The 21,866-nt window shown below is 72.6% G+C and carries 20 protein-coding genes; 8 read left to right on the top strand and 12 right to left on the bottom strand.

Translation table 11 applies throughout. The features are described 5' to 3' along the window. Window positions 1-5: 5 nt before the first annotated feature. The 8 genes from AB0J55_RS37270 to AB0J55_RS37235 form a co-directional block, all read right to left on the bottom strand. Window positions 6-1,931 carry a penicillin-binding protein 2 gene (locus AB0J55_RS37270; RefSeq protein WP_364259794.1) on the bottom strand — a complete coding sequence of 642 codons (1,926 nt, stop codon included), beginning with the start codon at window positions 1,929-1,931 and terminating at the stop codon, window positions 6-8. Then, the gene (locus AB0J55_RS37265) at window positions 1,931-2,644 is read right to left on the bottom strand and encodes a hypothetical protein (protein WP_364259791.1); all 714 of its coding nucleotides are present in this window, start codon (window positions 2,642-2,644) and stop codon (window positions 1,931-1,933) included. The genes AB0J55_RS37270 and AB0J55_RS37265 overlap by 1 nt, the downstream gene beginning before the upstream one ends. After that, window positions 2,641-3,594, bottom strand: coding sequence for a 16S rRNA (cytosine(1402)-N(4))-methyltransferase RsmH (gene rsmH / locus AB0J55_RS37260; RefSeq protein ID WP_364259788.1), 954 nt, complete (start codon window positions 3,592-3,594; stop codon window positions 2,641-2,643). The genes AB0J55_RS37265 and rsmH overlap by 4 nt, the downstream gene beginning before the upstream one ends. Before the next feature lie 213 nt (window positions 3,595-3,807). Further along, window positions 3,808-4,239, bottom strand: a complete 432-nt coding sequence (gene mraZ / locus AB0J55_RS37255) for a division/cell wall cluster transcriptional repressor MraZ (RefSeq protein WP_004561064.1) — start codon at window positions 4,237-4,239, stop codon at window positions 3,808-3,810. A gap of 521 nt (window positions 4,240-4,760) precedes the next feature. Further along, on the bottom strand, window positions 4,761-5,486 hold the full coding sequence (locus AB0J55_RS37250) for an ESX secretion-associated protein EspG (RefSeq protein ID WP_364259785.1): 726 nt from the start codon (window positions 5,484-5,486) through the stop codon (window positions 4,761-4,763). Then, window positions 5,483-6,040 carry a PPE domain-containing protein gene (locus tag AB0J55_RS37245; protein ID WP_364259782.1) on the bottom strand — a complete coding sequence of 186 codons (558 nt, stop codon included), beginning with the start codon at window positions 6,038-6,040 and terminating at the stop codon, window positions 5,483-5,485. The genes AB0J55_RS37250 and AB0J55_RS37245 overlap by 4 nt, the downstream gene beginning before the upstream one ends. 14 nt (window positions 6,041-6,054) lie before the next feature. Beyond that, window positions 6,055-6,597: a DUF3558 domain-containing protein gene (locus AB0J55_RS37240; RefSeq protein WP_364259779.1), complete on the bottom strand. Its 543-nt coding sequence runs from the start codon at window positions 6,595-6,597 to the stop codon at window positions 6,055-6,057. Further along, the gene (locus tag AB0J55_RS37235) at window positions 6,590-6,940 is read right to left on the bottom strand and encodes a hypothetical protein (RefSeq protein ID WP_354811546.1); all 351 of its coding nucleotides are present in this window, start codon (window positions 6,938-6,940) and stop codon (window positions 6,590-6,592) included. The genes AB0J55_RS37240 and AB0J55_RS37235 overlap by 8 nt, the downstream gene beginning before the upstream one ends. A 273-nt stretch (window positions 6,941-7,213) precedes the next feature. Here AB0J55_RS37235 and AB0J55_RS37230 point away from each other — a divergent pair, with 273 nt between their 5' ends. From AB0J55_RS37230 to AB0J55_RS37220, 3 genes are all read left to right on the top strand, one after another. Continuing rightward, window positions 7,214-8,281, top strand: a complete 1,068-nt coding sequence (locus AB0J55_RS37230; protein ID WP_364259777.1) for a MoxR family ATPase — start codon at window positions 7,214-7,216, stop codon at window positions 8,279-8,281. A gap of 25 nt (window positions 8,282-8,306) precedes the next feature. After that, window positions 8,307-9,581, top strand: a complete 1,275-nt coding sequence (locus AB0J55_RS37225; protein ID WP_364259774.1) for a DUF58 domain-containing protein — start codon at window positions 8,307-8,309, stop codon at window positions 9,579-9,581. A 163-nt stretch (window positions 9,582-9,744) separates the two neighbouring features. Further along, on the top strand, window positions 9,745-12,315 hold the full coding sequence (locus tag AB0J55_RS37220) for a DUF3488 and transglutaminase-like domain-containing protein (protein WP_364259771.1): 2,571 nt from the start codon (window positions 9,745-9,747) through the stop codon (window positions 12,313-12,315). A 335-nt stretch (window positions 12,316-12,650) separates the two neighbouring features. Here AB0J55_RS37220 and AB0J55_RS37215 read toward each other — a convergent pair whose 3' ends face one another. The 3 genes from AB0J55_RS37215 to AB0J55_RS37205 all read right to left on the bottom strand — a co-directional run bounded on the left by AB0J55_RS37215 (window position 12,651) and on the right by AB0J55_RS37205 (window position 15,403). Then, window positions 12,651-13,055, bottom strand: a complete 405-nt coding sequence (locus AB0J55_RS37215; RefSeq protein ID WP_364259768.1) for a DUF3040 domain-containing protein — start codon at window positions 13,053-13,055, stop codon at window positions 12,651-12,653. Window positions 13,056-13,367: 312 nt separating this feature from the next. After that, window positions 13,368-14,582, bottom strand: a complete 1,215-nt coding sequence (locus AB0J55_RS37210; RefSeq protein WP_364260168.1) for a DNA polymerase IV — start codon at window positions 14,580-14,582, stop codon at window positions 13,368-13,370. 95 nt (window positions 14,583-14,677) lie between these two features. Beyond that, on the bottom strand, window positions 14,678-15,403 hold the full coding sequence (locus AB0J55_RS37205) for a methyltransferase domain-containing protein (protein WP_364259765.1): 726 nt from the start codon (window positions 15,401-15,403) through the stop codon (window positions 14,678-14,680). Between the two features lie 106 nt (window positions 15,404-15,509). Here AB0J55_RS37205 and AB0J55_RS37200 point away from each other — a divergent pair, with 106 nt between their 5' ends. The 5 genes from AB0J55_RS37200 (at window position 15,510) to AB0J55_RS37180 (ending at window position 20,432) form a co-directional block, all read left to right on the top strand. Further along, window positions 15,510-16,403, top strand: a complete 894-nt coding sequence (locus AB0J55_RS37200) for a ParA family protein (RefSeq protein WP_364259761.1) — start codon at window positions 15,510-15,512, stop codon at window positions 16,401-16,403. 3 nt (window positions 16,404-16,406) lie between these two features. Then, window positions 16,407-17,216, top strand: a complete 810-nt coding sequence (locus tag AB0J55_RS37195) for a DNA-formamidopyrimidine glycosylase family protein (RefSeq protein WP_364259758.1) — start codon at window positions 16,407-16,409, stop codon at window positions 17,214-17,216. Window positions 17,217-17,340: 124 nt separating this feature from the next. Continuing rightward, window positions 17,341-18,372: an adenosine deaminase gene (gene add, locus AB0J55_RS37190; protein WP_364259755.1), complete on the top strand. Its 1,032-nt coding sequence runs from the start codon at window positions 17,341-17,343 to the stop codon at window positions 18,370-18,372. A 395-nt stretch (window positions 18,373-18,767) separates the two neighbouring features. Further along, complete coding sequence (locus AB0J55_RS37185; protein WP_364259752.1) at window positions 18,768-19,328, top strand: GNAT family protein; 561 nt, start codon at window positions 18,768-18,770, stop codon at window positions 19,326-19,328. 66 nt (window positions 19,329-19,394) lie between these two features. Beyond that, window positions 19,395-20,432 (top strand): quinone-dependent dihydroorotate dehydrogenase, encoded by a 1,038-nt coding sequence (locus AB0J55_RS37180; RefSeq protein ID WP_364259749.1) that lies wholly within the window; start codon window positions 19,395-19,397, stop codon window positions 20,430-20,432. Here AB0J55_RS37180 and AB0J55_RS37175 read toward each other — a convergent pair. Then, window positions 20,404-21,810, bottom strand: a complete 1,407-nt coding sequence (locus tag AB0J55_RS37175; RefSeq protein ID WP_364259746.1) for an amidase family protein — start codon at window positions 21,808-21,810, stop codon at window positions 20,404-20,406. The two genes, AB0J55_RS37180 and AB0J55_RS37175, sit on opposite strands and share 29 nt — an antisense overlap. Window positions 21,811-21,866 lie beyond the last annotated feature (56 nt).

Genomic DNA, 21,866 nt, shown 5'->3' with positions numbered 1-21,866 from the left:
CTGGGCTACGGGGCGATGATGAGCGGGACCTCCGGCGAGGGCCCGTCCGACAACGGGATCTGGTACCGCTGCGTCAGGTACGACGCGATGGTGTGGAACAGCGGCGCGGCGGAGTGCCCCACCGGCAGCGTCGTGTCCGGGGCGTCCAGCCGGATGCCCACGACGAACCGCGGGTGGTCGGCGGGCAGGATGCCCGCGAAGGTGATGTTGTACAGGTGGTCGCTGTAGGCCCTCGTCCGCGGGTCGACCTGCTGGCCGGTGCCGGTTTTCCCGGAGATCTGGTAGCCCTCGACCGCCGCCGTCGGGGCGGTGCCCTTCTGCAGGCCCTTCCCGTTCTGGGCGACCGCGCGCATCATGTCCCGCACCGTCTTGGCGGTCTGCGGACTGACGACTTGGACCGTCTTCGGCGCCGGCTCGGGCACGGTCGTGCCGTCCGGGTTGACCTTGGCCTTGACGATCCGGGGTTCGACGCGCAGGCCGTCGTTGGCGATCGCCTGGTACATCCCGGCCATCTGCAGGATGGTCATCGACAGGCCCTGACCGATCGGCAGGTTGCCGAAGGTGGTCGCCGACCACTGGCTGCGGGCGGGCACCACACCCGCGCTCTCGCCGGGGAGGCCGACGCCGGTGCGCTGGCCGAGCCCGAACAGCTTGAGCAGGTTCGAGTAGCGCTCCTCACCGATCTTCTGCGCCAGCAGCAGGGTGCCGATGTTGGACGACTTGGCGAAGATGCCGGTGGTGGTGAACGTCTGGGTGCCGTGCGTCCAGGCGTCGTGCACCGTCTTGTCGGCCACCTGCAGGGCACCGGGCACCTCGACCGTCGACTCCGGCGTCGCGATGCCGTAGTCGATCGCCCCGGTGGCGGTCACCAGCTTGTTGACCGACCCGGGTTCGAACGGCGTGGTGACGGCCGGGTTGCTCAGGTCCTCGGTGGTCCAGGTGCTCTGGTCGTTGGGGTCGAACGTGGTGTCGTTGGCCAGCGCGTAGACCTCGCCGGTCTTGGCGTCCAGCACGACGGCCTGGCCGCCCTTGGCGTGGGAGTTGCGGACGTAGTCCGACAGCTGGCGCTGCACCTCGTACTGCAGGTCGGAGTCGATCGTGAGCTCGAGGTCCGAGCCGGGGACGGCGGCCTGGATGTCGCGCTCGGTGCCCGGGATGACGACGTTGTCGCTGCCGTTCTTCGTGTTGACCAGCATCCGGCCCGGCGTCCCGGCGAGGTCGTTGTCGCGGATGAGCTCGAGCCCGACGAGGCCGTGCAGGTTGTGCTTGGAGACGTCCGGGTCGTCGGAGCGCCAGTTCGCGGCGCCGACGATGTTCGCCGCCAGGTTGCCGCCCGGGTACTCGCGCAGGGCGCGCTTCTCGACGCCGATCCACGCGAAGTGCTTGACGATGTCGGCGGCGATCGACGGCTCGACGTTGTTCACCAGGTAGGTGAAGGACGCCTGCTTGCGGAACAGGTCGAGCAGCTGCTGCTCGCTGATCACGTTCGGCAGCTTGCCCGCGATGTACTTGGCCGCCGCGGCGGTCTCGGAGTCGAACGTCTTGGCCGTACCGGGATTCTTGGCGGCGAAGTCGTCCATGCTCTTGTGCAGGGCCTTGAGGTTCACCGAAAGCGTCCGCACCTCGACGCTGAACGCCAGCTTGGCGCCGTTGCGGTCCACAATGGACCCGCGCTGGGCGGGGATGTCGATGGTCTGGGCGCGCTGCCGCTCGGCCGCGGCCGAGAGCGCCGCGGCGTCGAACCACTGCACCTGCACCAGTTTCACGCCGGCGACGAGCAGCACGGCGACCAGCAGCAGGCGCACTGCGGAGAACCGGCTGCGGTGCCCGCCGTTGCCGCGGCGGGCGGCGGCGCTGCGTGTCCCGGCGGCGTACGTCCGCCGCGCGCTGCCTGCGGCGCGGGCGCGGACCTGGCTGCGGCCCGAAGCCATCACTGGCCGCCTCCCGGCTGCGCGGGCTGCTCTTCGGCGGGCACGGCGGGCTGGTCGCCCTCGATCGGCGCACCCTGCTGGGACTGCGTGCCCGCGGCCGGCGCGGCGGGCGGCGCGGCCGGCACGACCGGGGCGTCCGCCTTGGCCTTCTTGGGCTCGCCGACGAGCGACGTCCGGCCGTCCGGGCCGACGACGATCCGCGCCGGGTCACCCCCGGGCACCATGCCCAGCTGCTGGGCCGCGGGGGCCAGCGAAGCGGGCGACTCGGCCTTCGCGACGTCGCGCTGCAGCTGTTCCTTCTGTTCGGCCAGGTTCGCGTTGGCCGTGCGCAGCTGCTCGAGCCGGTAGGAGTCGGCGATCGCCTGCGTGGTCAGCCACAGCGTGGTCGCCACCCCGGCGGCCAGCAGCGCCATCATCATCAGCACGAACGACGCCCGCGACTTGGGCAGCAGGGACCGGAGCGCGAGCTTCGGCTTCGGCTCGGCGGCTTCGGGCTTCGGCTGCGGCCGTGGCTCGCGGTCCTTCAGCAGGTCGGCACGCTGGGCACGGCGGGCGTAGGCGCGCTCGGCCGCGGAGGTGCGGCCCCGCGACGCGCGCCGGCCGGGCTCGGGCGCCTTCGGGTCCGGCTCGACGGTGGTCGAGGTGCGGGCGGCGTCGCTGCGGCCCCGCGTCGCCGGCGCGGCCCGGCGGCGGGACTTCGCGGGAGCGGTCATCGCGGCTCTCCGATCCTCTCTGCGGCCCGCAGCCGCACCGAGGCGGCACGCGGGTTTCGTTCGATCTCCTCTTCGCCGGCCTTCTCGGCGCCGCGCGTCAGGAGCTTCAGCTCCGGTCCGTGGCCCGGCAGTTCCACCGGGAGGCCTTCGGGGGTGCGGGACTTCGCGAGCTCGGCCAGCGCCTGCTTGACCAGCCGGTCTTCCAGGGACTGGTAGGACTCGACGACGATCCGGCCCTGCATCGCCAGCGCGCCCAGTGCGGCCGGCATGGCGCGGCGGAGCACCTCGAGTTCGCCGTTGACCTCGATCCGCAGCGCCTGGAAGGTGCGCTTGGCCGGGTGCCCGCCGGTGCGCCGGGTGGCCGCCGGTACGGCGTCGTAGAGCAGCTCGACCAGGCGCCCGCTGTTCGTGAAGGGCTCCTTCTCGCGCGCGGCCACGATCGCCTTGACGATCCGCTGGGCGAAGCGTTCTTCGCCGTAGTCCCGCAGGATGCGGACGAGCTCGCCGGGCGCGTAGGTGTTGAGGACGTCGGCGGCGGTGAACCCGGTGGTCGGGTCCATCCGCATGTCGAGCGGCGAGTCCTTGGCGTAGGCGAACCCGCGTTCGGCGCGGTCCAGCTGCATCGACGAGACGCCGAGGTCGAACAGGATGCCGTCGGCTTTTTCGATGCCCAGGCTGTGGAGCGCCTCGGGCAGCCCGTCGTAGACGGTGTGGACGAGGTCGACGCGGTCGCCGTGGCGGGCCAGGCGTTCCCCGGACTTCTCCAGCGCGGCGGGGTCGCGGTCCAGCGCGACGAGGCGCAGCCGCGGGAACGCTTCGAGGAGGGCGTCGGAATGCCCGCCGAGGCCGACCGTCGCGTCCACGAGGACGCCGTCGCGGCCGGTGAACACGGGAGTGAACAGCTCGACGATCCGGTCGAGCAGCACCGGGACGTGCTCGGGTGCCGTCATCGTTCCCTCCCCCTTTCTCGCCTGGACGGCCCGGGGGAAATATGGCGGATGCCGTCAGGTCCCTGTCCGCCCGCTGCGGACCTGGTACCGGGGAAGGTGCACCAGGGCTGTTGAGCGGACAGAGGCCTCACGGCATCCGGGTGGGCTTCCCCTACTCGCGCGGACGGCGAACCTCTCGTCCCCCGACGACGAAGGTGCACCGCGACCGCACGCCTAGAAGACGCCCGGCAGTACTTCCTCTCGAGCCTTCGCGTAGCTGTCTTCGTGTTCCTCCAGGTACGCCTGCCACGCTTGGGCGTCCCAGATCTCCAGCCTGGTGATCGCCCCGATCACCACGCACTCCTTGCTGAGCCCCGCGTAGCGGCGGAGCTCGGGCGCGATGGTGATGCGCCCCTGGCCGTCCGGACGTTGCTCGTCCGTGCCGGCGAACAGGTAGCGCTGGTAGGCCCGAACCGCCTCGTTCGTGAACGGGGCCTCGGCGACCTTGCGCGCCATCTGCTCGAATTCGGCGCGAGGGAAGACGAAGAGGCAGTGGTCCTGCCCCTTGGTGACCATCAGCCCACCCGCCAAGGCGTCACGGAACTTCGCGGGCAGCGCGAGCCGCCCTTTGTCGTCCAGCTTCGGGGTGTGGGTGCCGAGGAACACGGCCTCCACCTCCCTACCGTCCACGGTGGCGAACCACCCCGGACGGCCACGGGGCTTCCCTTCCGCCCCACTGGGCACCACCGTACCCCACTTTTCACCACAGTCAACGCGACAAACGCGCGGACCACTCCGTCGAGTGTTCCGTTTGCGCAGGTCAGCAGGGTGGGGGTAGGTGGGGGGTGTGGTGGGGCGCGGTGGCCAAGATCCCCCGCACCGGGGGCCGGAGCAACCTCAGCTGTTCCCCATGCGTCCGCATAACGGCCGCGAAAGAACCCTCCCACCCCTCAAGTGGGGCCGAGTGGGGGGCACGGTGGGGAACCCGGGTGGGGCCCGGTGGGGGACGCGAACGTGATCCGCGGGGCATCTCCCGTGATCGAGCGGGCATCTCCCGTGATCAGCGGGGCATCACCCCGCCGACCCGTGTCGCCCCTCCAATCACGCGTGTCGCCCCTCCAATCACGCTTGATGCCCCTCCAATCACACGTGATGCCCCTCCAATCACACGTGATGCCCCTTCGAGCTCAGTCCTCGGGGTTCAGGAGGGCGGCGACGCGGGCCGCGAGGCGGGTGCTGTCGACCGGGCTGACCGTCACCCACTCCTGCCCACCCCGGCCCGGGGTCTTCGTCGCGCAGTAGGCACCGACGTCCGTGTCGAACCACGTCAGCCCACCCACCCGCGCCACCCGCCCGGACGGCGACCGGCGGCTGACGCTGAACTGCCCCGCCGCGTACACCGGCCGCGCCTGGATCGCGCGGACCTCCTCGAGCTGCGCCGCCGCCGTCCCCGAAACGGGGTCACCCGAGAGCGTCGACGCCGGGAGGCTGATGCCGTAGCTGGGGCCGGGCGACAGCTCCGGCAGGACGTCGACGATCGCCGTGCAGAGCTCGCCCTCGCGGATCGAGTCCAGGCCGATCGTCTGCTCCGGCTGGGTCGCCAGCACGCCGCGGCGGCCGCGGGCCGCCGTCACCGCGCGGAACGGCGTCGACGCCGTCATGTCGGCCAGGGCCTCGCACGCGACGTACACGTCCGCCGCCGCCAGCAGCTCCAGGCGCGCGGCCAGTGCCGGCTCCAGCCCGGACCCGTCGTGCAGGCCCCGCGAAGCCAGGTTCTCGTAGACCGCCTTCCGCACCTCGGCGCGTTCCGCGTCGGTGGCGCCGACGCTGCGGACGGTCAGCGGTTCCGGCGGGCGGTCGTGGCCGAGGTCGGTCCAGAGGATGTCGAACGCCGACGCCGAAAGCCGGATCAAGCCCGCCCCAGCGGCGGCGGGGCCGGGAACGTCTCGGCGGGCACGTGGCCCCGCAGGGCCGTGTCGCGCGTCCGCAGGACGTCGATCGCCTTCTGCCGCGCGGCTTCCGCTTCGGCGCGGCGGGCCGCCATCTCACCCGCCAGCCCGGCCAGCACCAGCACGTTCCCGCTGGACGCCGCGTCGCGGATCATCGACGCCGGGTCGTAGGTCACCGGCGGCGGCATGTCGGCGCGGGCCCGCGCGGCCACCTCCGCCTGCGCGCCGACCGCGTGGCCCACCGACGCCGAGACGGCGGCGGAGTGCGAGAGCCACCGCGCGGCCCGGCCGAGCGCCGCGCGCGCTGCGTCCCCCGCCTCGCCCCGCCAGTGTTCTTCCGAGGAGGCGACCAGCGCCGCGACATCGGCGGTGGACTCCTGCAGCCGTTTCGCGAGCCCGTCCCAGCGCGCACCCGCTTCGCCGGCGGCGACCGGATCGTTGCCGCGCTCGACCTCCGCGGCCATCGCCTCGTGGCTGTAGGCCTCGTACCGCGCGGTGGGCACGGGGGGTTCGGGCACGGCGCACCTCCTGGTCAGGGCAGCTTCGGTTCGACCAGCCCGGCCACCGTGCCCGCGCGACGGCACGCGAGCGGGGTGTCCGAGAAGCCGGTGTTGCTGACGTCGATCTGCACGCTGGCGCCGTCGCCCACGCCGATCAGCACGGCGCAGGTGCCGTCGGCGGCCTTCTTGTCCGCCACCCGCAGCGCGGGGTGGGTACCGACCTTCGTCTTCGTGGCCGTCTTCTTCGCGACCTCCAGGTCGGCCAGGCCGTCGGTGTCGCTGAGGGTCACGGTGACGCCGAAGGTGCCGGGCACGGTCCAGTCGCACGCGCGGAGACCGGCGATGTCCTTGGGTTTGCCGACGACACCGATCCCCGCGGCCGACCGGTCCTGCGGGTTGAGCAGTGTGCAGGGGTCGAGCGCGGCCAGGCCCGTCCAGGCGACCGGAGGCCGTTCGGACGTGGCCGGGTGCCCCACGGTGGCCGGCTCGGCGCTCGGCGGCTGCCCGCAGCCGCCGAGCAGGAGAAGAAGGACAGGCGCGCCCCACCGGAGCCGCCCGCGCGCCCGCTCAGCCACCCGTGCAGTCCACCCCTTCGGCCGCCTGCTCGTCGGCGTGCTGGTACTTCGCCAGTGCCTCGCCGATCCGGTGCTTCAGCGTCTCCAGCTCCTTGCCGAACGCCGTCAGCTGCTGGACCGCCGAGCCCTGGCCGCCGATGCCGTATTCAGCCATGAACTCGCCGATCTCGCCCGCGTACCCGCCGCCGAGCGGCACGCTCCGGCCGAGCACCTTGGCTTCGCGGACCATCTCGCCCACGACGTCCTGCAGGGCGCCGAGCTTCGCGTAGGCGTCCGTGGCCAGTTCGGGCGCGACCGCGAAGCCGCGCAAGTCGAAGGGCGGCTGCGTTCGCACCTCGCTCATAAGCGGTTACGCCTCTCCGTAGCCGGGCGACCTCGAACCGCAGCATACGACAGAGCAGGGTGTCAGCGGGAGCACCCAGAATCGGGTGAAAGGGCACCCGTTCGGGGTATCGTCGCTGCTTGCGCAGTGTCATCGCGGGGTTCCACCCCCCGGTTCGCCCGGGTTTGACACACTGGGTGGCAGGCTGGTCGCTGCGCGCGGACACCAGCGAGGGGGCCGTTTCGGCCCGGCCGGGCGCACAATGCGCGCGGCCATGCGCCACCAGGAGGTCGAGTGACGTCGAGAATCCAGTCTGCCGCGCCCGGATCGGGCGAGCAGGCATCCGGGCGGCCGCCTTACCCGGCGGAGCCCTCGGGCAACGGCCGGGCCCACGGCCACCCCGGCAGAGTGGCGCTGGACGAACTGCACGAGACCGCGCGGCGGATCGCCGCCAACGTGGAGCGCGTGCTGGTCGGCAAGCCCGACGTCATCCGGATCGCGCTGGTCACGCTGCTCGCCGAAGGCCACCTCCTGGTCGAGGACGTGCCCGGCGTCGGGAAGACGTCACTGGCCAAGGCCCTCGCCCGGTCGATCGACTGCACGGTCAGCCGCATCCAGTTCACCCCCGACCTGCTGCCGAGCGACGTCACCGGCGTCTCCATCTACAACCGCCAGTCCGGCGAGTTCGACTTCCGCCCCGGCCCGGTGTTCGCGAACATCGTGGTGGGCGACGAGATCAACCGCGCCTCGCCGAAGACGCAGTCGGCGCTGCTGGAGTGCATGGAAGAGCACCAGGTCACCGTCGACACCTCGACCTACCGCCTCGACCAGCCGTTCATGGTCATCGCGACGCAGAACCCGATCGAGATGGAGGGCACCTACGCCCTCCCCGAGGCGCAGCGCGACCGGTTCACCGCGCGCGTCTCCATCGGCTACCCCGACCAGCAGGCCGAGCTGGCCATGGTCGACGAGCACGCCGGCCACAACCCGCTCGAGGAACTGCAGCCGGTGTCCGACGGCCAGACCGTGCACCGCCTGATCGAGACGGTCCGCGGCGTGCACATCGCGCCGGAGGTCCGCCGGTACGCCGTCGACGTCGTCGCGGCCACCCGGCAGGTCCCGGAAATCCGGCTGGGCGCGTCCCCGCGGGCCACGCTGCACCTCGTGCGCGCGGCGCGGGCGCAGGCGGCGCTGTCGGGCCGGGACTACGTGGTGCCGGACGACCTGCACACGGTCGCGGTCCCGGTCCTGGCGCACCGCCTGGTGCTGACCACCGAGGCCCACGCGGCGCGGCGGTCGGCGACCGACGTCGTGCGCGCGGTGCTGCACCGGGTGCCGGTGCCGCAGGGTTCCCGGCCCTAGTACTGCCGAAGAGGAAGAGAACGGCATGCTGCGTGCCCTGTCCGGCCTGACCACCCGCGGCCGCTGCCTCCTGGCCGCGGGGATCGCCGCCGCGGTGTGCTCGTTCGTGCTCAACGAGCGCGACCTGCTGCGGGTGGCGGTGTTCGTGGTGGCGCTGCCGCTGCTGGTCGCCGTGTTCATTTCGGCGACCCGGCTGCGCATCGGCGCCACCCGCGCGCTGCGCCCCGAGCGGGTGGCGGTCGGCGGGAACGGCGAGGTGCAGCTGGAGCTGTGGCGCAGCGGACGGCTGCCGGCCGGCGAAATCCTCCTCGAAGACGGCGTGCCGTACGCGCTGGGCTCGCGCCCGCGGTTCGTCGTCGAACGGCTCCCGCACGACCGCCGGGTCGCGCTGCGCTACCCGCTGCAGCCGGTGCTGCGCGGAATCCAGCAGGTGGGACCGCTGCGCGCGACGATCACCGACCCGTTCGGGCTGTGCGAGTTCGAGCGCGAACTGATCGGGCATTCGCGGCTGGTCGTGGTGCCCCGCGTGGTGGCGCTGTGGGGCCTGCCGAGCGGCGCGGGCATCGGCGTCGGCGACGACGGCACGGTCCGCCTGCACGCCGGGCAGGGCGAGGCCGACGTGATCGTCCGCCAGTACCGCCAGGGCGACGACCTGCGGAAGGTCCACTGGCGCTCGACGGCTCGCCGCGACGAGATCATGGTCCGCGTCGAGGAACGCCCGTGGCGCGGCGGCACCACGGTCCTGCTCGACCACCGCGCGGCCGCCCACCACGGCGCCGGCCCGGCGGCCAGCCTGGAGTGGGCCGTGTCGTTCGCGGCGTCGGCGGCGTTGCATTTGCGCCGGTCAGGCCACCGGGTCCGGCTGGTGAGCGAGCACGGCGCCATCCTGGCCGACACCCCGGGCGACGGCGGCGACCACTACGACCACGTGGTGCTCGACGCCCTGGCGGCGCTGCAGCCGGCCCACCAGCGCGACATCACGCTGGCCGGCGACCCGGCGGAGGGCCAGGAGCTGATCGCGGTGCTGGGCACGGTGAGCACGGAGGCGGTGCACGAGCTGACCCAGTTCCGCCCGCGAGGGATCCGGAGCCTGGCGGTCCTGCTGGACACCCCGACGTGGTCGGCGGGCGTGACGGCCCCGGAGCAGCGAGCGGCGGCCACGGAGGACTCGGCGGCCCTGCTGCGCGCGGCGGGGTGGGGCGTGGTGGTCGCGGGACCGGGCTCGCCGATGCCGCAGGTGTGGGCGGAGCTGTGCCGGAGCGGCGCTCGCCGGGGGACGCTGATCGGGGGGCCGCGATGAGGACCACCGCGCCGCACTCCCACCTCCGCCGCGGGAAGCTGCCGATGTGCACCGGCACCGCGCACCCACCCGGCCGGCCCGCATCCCGGGCCGGACTCCACCGCGGCGACCGGCCCAAGGCCGCCGCGGCCACCCGCCTTCCCCACCCGATCGAGGGCCCGCGATGAGCACCGCCGCACCCCCGCGTCCCACCGACCGGCCCGCACCCCGGCCGGACCGGCCGCTTTCCGCCTGGCGCAGCAGCGTCCTGGCCCCGGTCGCCGCCGGTGTCGCCACCCTCTGCGCCGCCACCTCCGTCACCAGCGTCGTCTCCGGGCTCGCCTGGTTCGGGTACCTCTTCGTCGCCGTGCTGCTCATCGGGGCCGCCGGTCTCGCGCTGCGCTCGCTGCAGGTGCCGACCGTCCTCGTCGGGCTCGGGCAGCTGCTCGTCCTGCTGTTCCTCATCACCGGCGCCTTCACCACCCACGGCATCCTGCAGGTGATCCCCGGTCCCGAAGCGTTCTCCGAGATCGGGACCACGCTGTCGGCCGCCGCCGAGCAGATCCGCGTCGGGCTGCCGCCCGTCGAGGGCAGCCAGCCGATCCTGTGCCTGGTCACCATCCTGATCGGGCTCGTCGCCGTCCTGGTCGACACGCTCACCGTCGCCGCCGCGGCGCCCGCCGCGACCGGGCTCGTGCTGCTCTGCGTCTACGCCGTGCCGGCCGCGCTGAGCGAGGAAATGCTGCCGTGGTGGACGTTCCTGCTCGGCGGCGCCGCGTTCGCCGGCCTGCTGGCCGTCGACGGCAACCACCGGCACCGGCGCTGGCGGACCCGCGAAGCGCCCGGGCGCAGCGGCAAGCCGGGCGTGCTGTCCGCGCCGGTCGCCGTCGTGTGCGCGGCGATCGTGCTCGGCCTGCTGGGCGGGGCGATCAGCTGGGTCGGCACCGTCGGGCGGATGCCCTTCGGCGGCAACGGGAACGGCCCCGGCGCGGGCTCCGGCGGCTTCGGCATCCAGCCGTTCACCGAGCTGCGCGGCATGCTCGACCAGGGCGCCAACCGCGAGCTGTTCCGGGTCCGCGGCCTCGGCACCGACCGGCGGCTGCTGCGCGCGATGACGCTGGACACCTACTACCCCAACAAGGGCTGGGGCCTGCACGACGAAGGCCGTTCGCAACAGGGCACGCCGGTCGGGCCGCAGCTGCCGCCCGCCCCGGGCGACGACGGCACCGGCGCCGCGCGCAAGATCGACGTCGAGCCGACGAGCTGGCGCGACAACTGGCTGCCGGTGTACGGCGCGCCGCGGGTGATCGACGGCGCGGCCAACGGCTACCTCTACGACCAGATCAGCGGCACGGTGTTCACCACGCGCAGCGAGGCTCCGCCGGCGTACACGGAGTACGCGTCGCTGAAGGAACCGACGGCGGCCGAGCTGCGCGTCACCTCGCGGGTCGACGACCTGCCGCCGCGCTACACCGAGCTGGCCCCGGTCGACGACCGCGTCCGCGCGAAGACCGAGCAGCTGATCGCCAGCGCGTCCAACGACTTCGACCGCGCTTCGGCGATCTGGCGGTACTTCACGGCGCAGAACGGCTTCGTCTACGACACGAAGACCGCGCCGAAGGTCGACGCCGACGCCCTCGCCGACTTCATCCTCAACGGCAAGCGCGGGTTCTGCGAGCAGTTCGCGTCGGCGATGGCCGTGATGCTGCGGGTGGCGGGCATCCCGTCGCGGGTGGCGATCGGCTTCACGCCGGGCGTGCAGGTCAACGACTACCTGTCGATCAGCACCCAGGACGCGCACGCGTGGGTCGAGGCGTACTTCGGCGACAAGGGCTGGGTGACGTTCGACCCGACGCCGCTGTCCGACGGCCGCGGCATCACCCCGTCGTACCTGCAGGCCGGCCCGCAGGACGGCACCCAGCCGGACGACACCCAGGTGGCGCCGAGCACGGTCCAGTCGAGCGCGGCACCGACCGGAGTCCCGCGCGACACCGAGCCGAACCTGCCGGCCCAGGCGGCGAAGGACGCTTCGGGCAGCGACGGCTGGTTGTTCGACTTCGCGTTGGTGCTCGCGTTGCTGGGCGCGGGCGCGCTGGTCGTCGCGACGCTGCTGCGCCGGCTGCTCGACCGCAAGCGGCCCGCCGCGCCACCGGCTCCGCTCCCGGAGGCCGGACCGGCGCCGGGCGACCGAAGCGAAGGGGCGTTGCTCGTCCGGGCCCCGGCCCCGGCGGCGGCCGCCCCGTCCCGGGCGCAGGCCCTGCTCGGCTGGCTACCCCTGGTGGCGGCGGGATTGTGGATCACCGCCCTGGGCCTGCTGGCGGCGACCGTGGCGTGGTGGCTGGGTGTGCTGGTGGTGCTGCTGTCACTGCTGGTGGCAGGCCCGGCGATGGTTCGCGAGGCGGTCCGCCGACGGCGCCTGCAGCGGATAGTCCAGCAGCAACCGGGAGCGGCCGACGCGGCGTGGGCGGAGCTGCGCGCGGAGTGCGCCGACCGTGGGCTGCCGATCCCGAGCAGCGACACGATCCGCGTGGCCGGCCAGAAGCTGGCGGCGAAGCACCACTTGGACGACGAAGGCCGCGACGGGCTCCGGACGGTCATCGGCGTGCTGGAGAGGTCGTGGTACGGCGAGGACGAGACGCCTCAGCCGGAGCTCCAGCCGGCCTTCGACGGGCTGCGGCGGAGCCTGCGCCGGAACGCGCCGCTTTCGTGGAAGGGCCGGTTGTTCCCGCGGTCGGTCTTCCGCAACCGCGACTGAGGGGGCTTTTCGGGCATCTCGCGTGATCGGGGAGGCATCACGGTGATGCCCCGCCAGACACGCGAGATGCCCCGGCAATCACGCGAGATGCCCGCCTGATCACGCGAGATGCCCGCTTGATCACACGAGTTCCGCCTTCAGTCATGCGAGTTTCGGTGCTGATCCCGCTGCTTGCGGGTTTGATCACACCAGGTCGGGCGGGGGCGCGGAGCCTCACTCTTGTGGGGGTCACCCACTGTCACCTCGGGAAACCCGCCCGGCCGCAAGGTGGGTGAGCACACAAGAAGATCCGCGTCCCGCCGAACGGCGGGACGCGGATCTCTGGTCTTGCGGCGCTACTGCTCCTCGAAGCGCTGGCGGAAGCGCTCCTCCATCCGCTGGGTGAAGGAACTCCGGCGGCCTGGTTGCTTGCCGCCGCGGGCGCCTGGTCCGCCGCCCTTGCCGTCTCCGTCGGCGCCGTGCCGAATCGATGTGACGGCCATCATGACTCCGAAGAACATCACGAGGAACCCGAGCACGCTGATCAGCGGGATGTCGGCCACCCGGAACTGCGGCACCACCACGCCCAGCACCAGCAGGGCCACGCCCACTACGAACAGGGCGATGCCCTGAATACGCCGTCGGCGAGCGGGGCGACGCAACCGGGTGCCACGCACCGTGGATGCGAACTTGGGGTCCTCGGCATAGAGCTCGCGCTCGATCTGATCGAGCAGCCGCTGCTCATGCTCGGAGAGTGGCATCTTTCCTCCTCCGGCACAGCTGTCGCGGGCGCCGGGCCGCGCAACGTCCTGGACCCAACAGCCAACCCCAGGCGGGGTGGCACTGTCCAGGATACGAGGCCCGCGCCCGCACGACTACCCGATCCCGCATCCAGAAGGGATCGAATTGGGCTAAATCCGGCCCGCGGGGTGTTGCGGACGGTCACCGTCGCCGATCGTAACCGTTTTACCGCATGTTCGACGATGTGGGGGAACGCCGACCGTGCCGAGGATCACCCCGGGTGATCGGCCGCTCGACACCGGCGCGGAGGTGGCAGCACCCCCAGCCGCTTCTCACCCCTCCCGAGGCGCCAGCAACGACGCCGGCCGCACCGCCGCGGAGCCGAACTTCGACCTCGCCACGTCCGCCGCCACCTCCGCATCGCGCCAGCGCGGCTCGGGTGACTCGAACACCAGCTGCTCCCCCGCCTCCCCCGTGTCCAGACCCTCCACCCGGACCCCGATCAGCCGGACCGCACCCGTCGGCGCGTGCTCCTCCAGCAGCGCCACCGCCACCGCGTGGATCTCCCGGGCCACGTCCGTGGCCGAGACCAGCGTGCGGGCCCTCGTGATCGTCCGGAAGTCCGCGAACCGCACCTTGATCGACACCGTCCGGCCGCGCACACCCCGCGCTCGCAACGTCGCCCCCACCCGCGTCGCCAGGCGAAGCAGCTCCAGGCTCAGGGAAGCCCGGTCATGCCTGTCGACGTCGAACGTGTGCTCCGCGCCGATCGACTTCTCCGGGGCGTCGACCACCACCGGGCGCTCGTCCACCCCGTGCGCCAGCCGGTACAGGTGCTCGCCGATCGCCGTGCCCAGTGACTTCTTCAACCGCTCCGGCGGGAACGCCGCGACGTCGGCGATCGTGTCCAGGCCCAGGCGCCGCAGGTGCTCCTCCGTCCGCTCGCCCACGCCCCACAGCGCCGACACCGGCAGCGGGTGCAGGAACGCCAGGGTCTCCGCCGCCGGCACCACGACCATGCCGTCCGGCTTCGCCATCCCCGAGGCCAGCTTCGCGACGAACTTGACCTTCGCCACCCCGACCGAGCAGGTGATCCCGTGCTCGGCCTCGACCCGCGCCCGCAGCTGCGCGCCCAGCGCGGCCGGCGTCGCGCCCAGCCGCCGCAACGCCCCGCTGACGTCCAGGAACGCCTCGTCCAGGCTCAGCGGCTCCACCAGCGGGGTCAACTCGCGGAAGATCCCCATCACCCCGCGGGACACCGAGCTGTACAGCCCCGGCGTCGGCGGGATGTTGATCAGGTGCGGGCACAGCCGTTTCGCTGTCGAAAACGGCATCGCCGACCGCACGCCGAACTTCCGCGCCGGGTAGTTCGCCGCGGCCACCACCGCCCGCGGACCACCACCGGACACGACCACCGGCTTGTCCGCCAGTTCGGGCCGGGTCCGCAGCTCCACCGACACGAAGAACGCGTCCATGTCCACGTGCAGCAGCCCGCACCCGGTGTCGTCCGGCACCGGCTCGCCCGGCCGGACCCGGAACCGGCCCATTCCGCCCGGCAACTCGGCATTTCGTCCCACGCCGGGGACGCTACCGGCCACCCCCGACAGTTTCCGATCACCGCAAGCGCGACGGCGGGAAATCCTCAGGCGGGCCGTGCCACCGCGTGCAGCCGGCCCGCGATGTCCCGCAGCGCCGGCGACGACGACGCCGCCTGCTCGAACGCGGCCAGCTCGTCGTCACGGACGTCGCCGGGCACCAGGTCCGAGATCACCCGGTCGCCCTGCAGCAGCGTGACCTCGAGGCCGGCGGCCTCCAGGCCGGCGCGCAGGCCGTCGGCGGAAAACCGGCGCAGCACCGTGTCGCCCGGGGCGATCCCCTCCGCGCTTTCGAGCAGCCGCCGGGCCTCGCCGACGCGGCCCGCGAGCGCGCGGTGCAGCACCGCCGCGTGGCGGTTCGCCACCAGCACCGACACCGCGCCACCCGGCGCGACCGCCGTCGCGAGGGCCGTGAGCACCGCGGCCGGGTCGTCGACGATCTCCAGCAGCCCGTGCGCCAGCACCAGGTCGGCCGAGCCCGCCTCGACGTGCCTGCCGAGCGCGTCGGAGTCGTCCGCGACCACCGTGATCAGCTCGGAGACGCCCTCCTCCTCGGCGCGGCGCTGCAGCGTGGCCAGCGCGTTCGGGCTCGGCTCGACGACCGTCACCCGGCAGCCCGCCGCCGCGAACGGCACCGCCCAGCCGCCGCTGCCGCCGCCGACGTCGACGACGCGGGGGTGCTCGGCGCCGCGGGCGCGGGCGGCCTCGATCTCGGCCTCGAGCACCCGGCGGACGGCGCCCGAACCCCGGGCGGCCACGGTCTCCGTCTTCATGTCGCACAGGGTAGTGCCCGCCCCGCGCCGTCTCCCGGGCTCCTCCCTTCGAGTGAACGCCCCTTGCCCGGCGGCGCTCCGAGCCCGCACCCGTAGGCTGGAGAACGTGCACACGGTCGCCGTACTCAGCCTCAAGGGAGGCGTCGGCAAGACGACGGTCGCTCTCGGTGTCGCGTCCGCCGCCCTGCGTAGGGGCACCCGGACCCTGGTGGTGGACCTCGACCCGCAGGGCAACGCCACCACCTCGCTCGACCCGCCGTTCACCGACGCCACTCTCGCGGACGTGCTCGAGACCCCCACCCGGGACATGCTCAAGCGCGCGATCGCGCCGAGCGTCTGGAGCGAAGACGTCGACGTGCTCGTCGGCGCCGAAGAGCTGGAGCTGCTCAACGACCCCGAGGCCGACAGCGAGCGCCTGGCGAACTTCTCCCGCGCCCTGGACGAGCTGCACCGGGAGCCGTTGCACGAAACGCCGTACGAGCTGGTGATCCTGGACTGCCCGCCGTCGCTGGGGCGGCTGACGAAGTCGGCCCTGGTGGCCGCGGACAGCGCGCTCATCGTCACCGAACCGACGATGTACGCCGTCGCCGGCGCGCACCGCGCCCTGGAGGCGATCGAGAAGATCCGCAAGGAGCTCAACCCGCGGCTGCGCCCGATCGGCGTCCTGGTGAACAAGCTGCGCGTGCGCTCCTACGAGCACCAGTTCCGGATCGCCGAGCTGCGCGAGAACTTCGGCTCGCTGGTGATGCCGACGGCGATCACCGACCGGCTGGCGGTGCAGCAGGCGCAGGGTGCGTGCAGCCCGATCCACGAGTGGCACTCGCCCGGCGCCCAGGAGATCGCGCTCACGTTCAACATGGTGCTGGCCAAGATCCTGCGGTCGAACCGGGCGGGGCGCCACCGCATCGCCGGCGAGGACCCCGAGGGCCCGGACTGGCCCGAAGGCCCGGCGCCGGAAACCCCCGAGGCACCGGCCGAGGTGTCCGAATCCGCGGGGTGAGCCGTGCCCGAAGGTGACACCGTGTTCCTGGTCGCCAAGCGCTTCGCCAACGCGATGGCCGGGAAGACGTTGCTGCGCGGCGAGTTCCGCGTGCCACAACTGGCCACTGTGGACCTCGCCGGGCGCGACGTCCTCGGAGTCGGGACCGTCGGCAAGCACCTGTTCACCCGCTTCTCCGGTGACCTGACCCTGCACTCGCACCTGATGATGGACGGCATGTGGGACGTCTACCCGGCCGGCGCGAAGTGGCGCCGGCCCGGTCACCACGCCCGGGCGATTTTGACCGCGGCCGACGTCCAGGTGATCGGCTTCCGCGTCCACGACCTCAAATTCGTGGCCACGCCCAAGGAACACGACCTCGTCGCCCATCTCGGACCCGACCTGCTGGATCCACAGTGGACGGACGACCACCTGAAGCAGGCGATCGCGAACCTGACCGCCGACCCCGCCCGCGAGCTCGGCATCGCCCTGCTCGACCAGCGCGTGATGGCGGGCGTGGGCAACCTCTACAAGTGCGAAATCGCTTTCCTGCTCGGCGTCACACCGTGGACGCCGGTGTCCGAAGTGGACGCCACGCAGACGGTCGCACTCGCCCGCAGGCTGCTGCTGGCCAACGCCCGCTCCGGGCGGTTCGACCAGAGCACCACCGGCCACTTCGACCGCAACCGCAAGAACTGGGTCTACGAGCGGACGCGCCAGGGCTGCTACCGCTGCGGCGGCAAGACCCTGGTCCGCACCCAGGGCCACGACGTCCACCGGCGGCCGACGTGGTTCTGCCCGAAGGACCAGACAGGCCCGTACCCGGCGCAGTAAGCTGGCTCACGTGACGACGTTCAAGCTCCCGCTTTACGGGGCCGACACCGAACGCGGCGACCTCGCTCCCTGAGCCGCCCTCGCTCCTTCCCGTCACCTTTCCGCCTTCCCAGGGAGCTCGGTCATGCCCGGAATCCTCACCGGGCAGGCGCTGCGCGCGTTCGCGCACGCCCTGCCCAAGGTCGAACTGCACGTCCACCTGGTCGGCTCGGCGAGCCTGCCGACCGTCCTGGAGCTGGCCCGGCGCCGCCCCGCCGCCGGCGTCCCCACCGACGAGCGCGAGCTCACAGAGTTCTTCACCTTCCGCGACTTCGCCCACTTCCTCACCGTGTACCTCGCAGTCACCTCGCTGGTCCGCGACCGCCACGACATCCACACCCTCGTCACAGGCCTGGCGGCGGATCTCGCCGCGCACAACTGCCGCTACGCCGAAGTCACCGTGACGCCGTACAACCACCTGCTCGACGGCATGCCCGGCGACGAACTCCTGTCCGGGCTCGAAACCGGCCGGGCCCGCGCCGCCGAACTGGGCGTGGAACTGGCCTGGTGCTTCGACATCCCCGGCGAGAAGGGCCGCCGGGCCGGACAGGAGACGCTCGTGTTCGCGCTGCGCGAACGGCCCCCGGGCCTGGTGTCGTTCGGGCTCGGCGGCCCGGAGCTCGGCGTCGGGCGCGCGCAGTTCGAGCCGTACTTCACGCGGGCGCGCGAAGCCGGGCTGCACAGCGTCCCGCATGCCGGGGAGACGACCGGTCCGGCCACGATCTGGTCGGCGCTGCACGACCTCGGCGCCGAGCGGATCGGCCACGGCACCAGCTGCGCGGCCGACCCGGCCCTGCTCGAACACCTTGCGGCGCACCGGATCCCGCTCGAGGTGTGCCCGACGTCGAACGTGCGGACCGGGCAGGTCCCGTCCCTGGCCGCGCACCCCGTCCGGCGGATGCTCGACCACGGCGTCGTCGTGACGCTCAACACCGACGACCCGCCGATGTTCGGCGCCACGCTCACCGGCGAGTACGTGGCTGTCGCCGAGACGCTCGGGCTCACCACGGCCGAACTGGGCCGGCTCGCGGCGAACGCCGTGGACGCGTCCTTCCTCGACGAGCAGCGGAAAGCCGTCCTGCGGACCGAGATCACAGCAGTGTTGTCTCGAAAATGACGTTGCACGGCACCACGAACTTCACCTAGCGTGGCAGTACACGAGAAAGGAGGTGGTCCTAAGTTGTATTCCAACAGGACTCGTGAGGTGACTGTCCGCTAGCGGATGGCACGTGGAGGACTTTGAGCAGCGATACAACCGAGCCACCTTCGGCTCATCGCCTGCTTCACGTGGTGCCTGATAGCGAATACCAGGCAGTCACCGTGCCCCCGGGGTTCCCGAGCACCAGTCCGGCTCGGGCTCAGGCGTTTGACGGCGCTTGAGAGGCACCCCGGGGGTTCCTTATTGTGCTCATCCGTGCAGGTCATGCCACCCGGCGGCGCAGGACGACCGTCCGGCGATCAGCGTTCCGCCGGTGCATCCCCCGGACGGCTGAAGCTCGCTAGCCTGGACGCATGCTCAGGCCCGACTACCCGATCACCACGGAACGCCTGCTCCTGCGCCCGTTCACGCCCGACGACCTCGACGCGTTGAACTCCTTCCAGTCCCGCGCCGACGTCGCCCGCTACCTGTACTGGGGGCCGCGCAGCCGCGCCGAATCCGCCGCGGCGCTCGCCAAACGGGTGCACAGCTCGACGTTGACGAAGGAAGGGCAGTTCCTGGCCATAGCGGTCGAGCTGGCCGTGACGGGTCAGCTGATCGGCGACCTGAACCTGGAGTGGCTCAGCAGCGAACACCGCCAGGGCGAGATCGGGTTCGTCTTCCACCCCGACCACCACGGCAAGGGCCTGGCCGCCGAAGCGACCACCGAACTGCTGCGGCTGGGCTTCGAGGACCTGGGGCTGCACCGCATCATCGGCCGCTGCGACGGCCGGAACACCGCGTCCGCCGCGCTGATGGAACGCCTGGGCATGCGCAAGGAAGCGCACCTGAAGGAGAACGAGATCGTCAAGGGCGAGTGGACCGACGAGCTCATCTACGCGATGCTCGAAGACGAGTGGAAGGACCGCGACTGAGTGGTCCCGTTCACGCGGGAGTGACGCTCCGGTCGCGGGCCCCGGGCGATTTGGCAGCATGGGGGCGTGTTCTTCGACAAGATCGTCCGCCCGGCGCTGTACCGGCTCTCCTACCACGACCCCGAGCTGGTGCACGAGCGCACGATCGGCGTCCTGGCCCGGCTCGGCAAGGCCGCGCCCGCGCTCGGCGGGGCGCTGCGCGTCGACGACCCGGTGACGGTGCTGGGCCTGCGCTTCCCCAACCGCGTCGGCCTGGCCGCCGGGATGGACAAGAACGGCCGCGCGCTGCCCGCGTGGGCCGCGCTCGGCTTCGGGTTCGTCGAGGTCGGCACGGTGACGCGGCTGGCGCAGCCGGGCAACCCGAAACCTCGGCTGTTCAGCCTCCCCGCCAGTGACGCGGTGATCAACCGCATGGGCTTCAACAACGACGGCGCGGAAGCGCTCGCGGCCAAGCTCGCCCGCGACGGGAAACCCGGTGTGCCGCTCGGGATCAGCATCGGCAAGTCGAAGGTGACACCCCTCGAGGACGCCGTCGAAGACTACCGGTTCTCCCTGCGGGCGCTGCACCCGTACGCCGACTACTTCGCGATCAACGTCAGCTCGCCCAACACCCCGGGGCTGCGGCAGCTGCAGGACCGCACGGCGCTCGCCGAGCTGCTCGGCGAGCTGGGTTCGACGTCGCTCGAGCTCGCCGCGGGCGGTTCGCCGACGCCGGTGCTGGTGAAGGTGGCGCCCGACCTCACCGACGAGGCGCTCGCCGAGCTGCTGGAGGTCGCGCTCGAACACGGCGTCGCCGGCATCATCGCCACGAACACGACGCTGGCCCGCGACGGCATCGCGGCCGCGGAGAGCAGCCTGGCCGGACAGGCGGGAGGACTGTCCGGCCGGCCGCTGACCACCCGCGCGGCCGAGGTCGTGCGGTTCGTGCACGACCACACCGGCGGGAACCTGCCCATCATCGGCGTCGGCGGGATCATGGGCCCGGACGACGCGGTCCGGCTCGTCGACGCCGGCGCGTCGCTCGTGCAGCTCTACACGGGCTTCGCGCTGCACGGGCCGGGCTTGGTGCGCCGGGTCAGCCGGGGCCTCGCAGCCCGGCGGTAGACGCGAAGCGCACGTAACCGCGCCAGGATTCGTAGCGCTCCAGGCCGGGACCGTCCGCCGCCAGGCACCGGACGGCCAGCGGTGCGGTGCCGTCGTCCAGCTCGACGCGGTCGAGCACGAAGGGCTCCTTCAGGGTGGCGGCGAACTGCTCGAACGCGGCCGGCGACAGGCGCCAGCGCTCGCCGTCCAGGCCGCAGCCGCCCGGGAGCACCCCCGGCTGCGGCGGTTCGGTGGGGAGCAGGACCATCCGGTACGCCTCGATGGTCCGGACCGGTCCGGTGAAGCGGGCGCCGAGCCCGGTCAGTTCGGCGTTGAGCGGCTGCCCGCGCAGGTGCGCGCCGAACACGACGACGTCCTCGCCCGGCTCCGGGTAGGGCGTCATCGGCTCGTCCGTGCAGACGGTCGCCAGGTCGAGGGCGATCTGGTCCTCGAACGCGCGCGTCAGGAAGGTGACGCCGAACGGGCGGCGGTCGCCCGGCAGCACCGGGACGGTCACCGCGGCCACGTCGAGGAGGTTCGCGAAGGCGGTGCAGGCGGCCAGGCGGTGGCCCACGCCGGCCGGGTCGGCCAGGGCTTCGGCGATCCCCGGGTGTTCCGGCACGGTCGGCACGATGAGCGCGTCGAAACCGTCGAAACCGTGCTCCGGCACGGAGATCGGGGTGAGGATCGCGCCCGCGGCGGTCAGCCGGGCGACGACGGTCCTGAGCGCGAGGGTCGCCGCCTCACCGAGGGGAAGGTCGGCGGGGTAGGCGATCCGCGGGTGCTCGCCGGCGCCGAGCCGGACGTCGGCGGGCCAGGAGCGGTCGCCGCCGGTCATCAAGGTGAGGGCGCGGCGGGCCGCGACCAGGCCTTTCGCGTACACGGAGACGGTGTCGGCGGCGGGCAGCAGGCCGCGCGTCGGCTTCACCGCGGCGACGGCGTTCAACGCCGCCGGGACCGCGCCACCGGTGCTGAGGGCCAGGTCGACGACGCCGAGCGCGACGGCGACCGCGGCGCCGTCGCCGCCGACCTTGGTGCGGTCCCAGGCCGAGGCGAGCGGGCCGGACCCGGTCTTGCCGAGCACGACGGCGCCGGCCGAGGTGAGCCGCGCGACGACGGGGGCGCTGGTTTCCGCGACGCCGTGGACCGACGGCTGCTTCGCGACGTCGATCCGGTCCTGGACGGCGATGACCGTGCCGGCCAGCGGCAGGTCCTCCCCCGCCGTGACGCGTTCGTCGACGGCCTTGGCGTCGACGAGGACGTCTTCGACGGCGCGGAGGGTGGTCCAGAGGTCGGGGCGGCCGGCTTCGGTGAGCCGTTCGAAGGCCGCGATGACGCGCTGGGAGGCGGTGGGCGGGGTGGTGGGCACGGGGTCCGGGTCCGGCGGGAGCGTGTTCACGGGGCGTCCTTTCCTCGGCGGTCGAGAAAGTCCACTGTGTACGGTCGGCGCCGGCG

The sequence above is a fragment of the Amycolatopsis sp. NPDC049688 genome (assembly GCF_040674975.1).
Classification (GTDB): domain Bacteria; phylum Actinomycetota; class Actinomycetes; order Mycobacteriales; family Pseudonocardiaceae; genus Amycolatopsis.
Note: the sequence above shows the minus strand (reverse complement) of the source record. Positions and strands in the feature narration are given on the sequence as shown.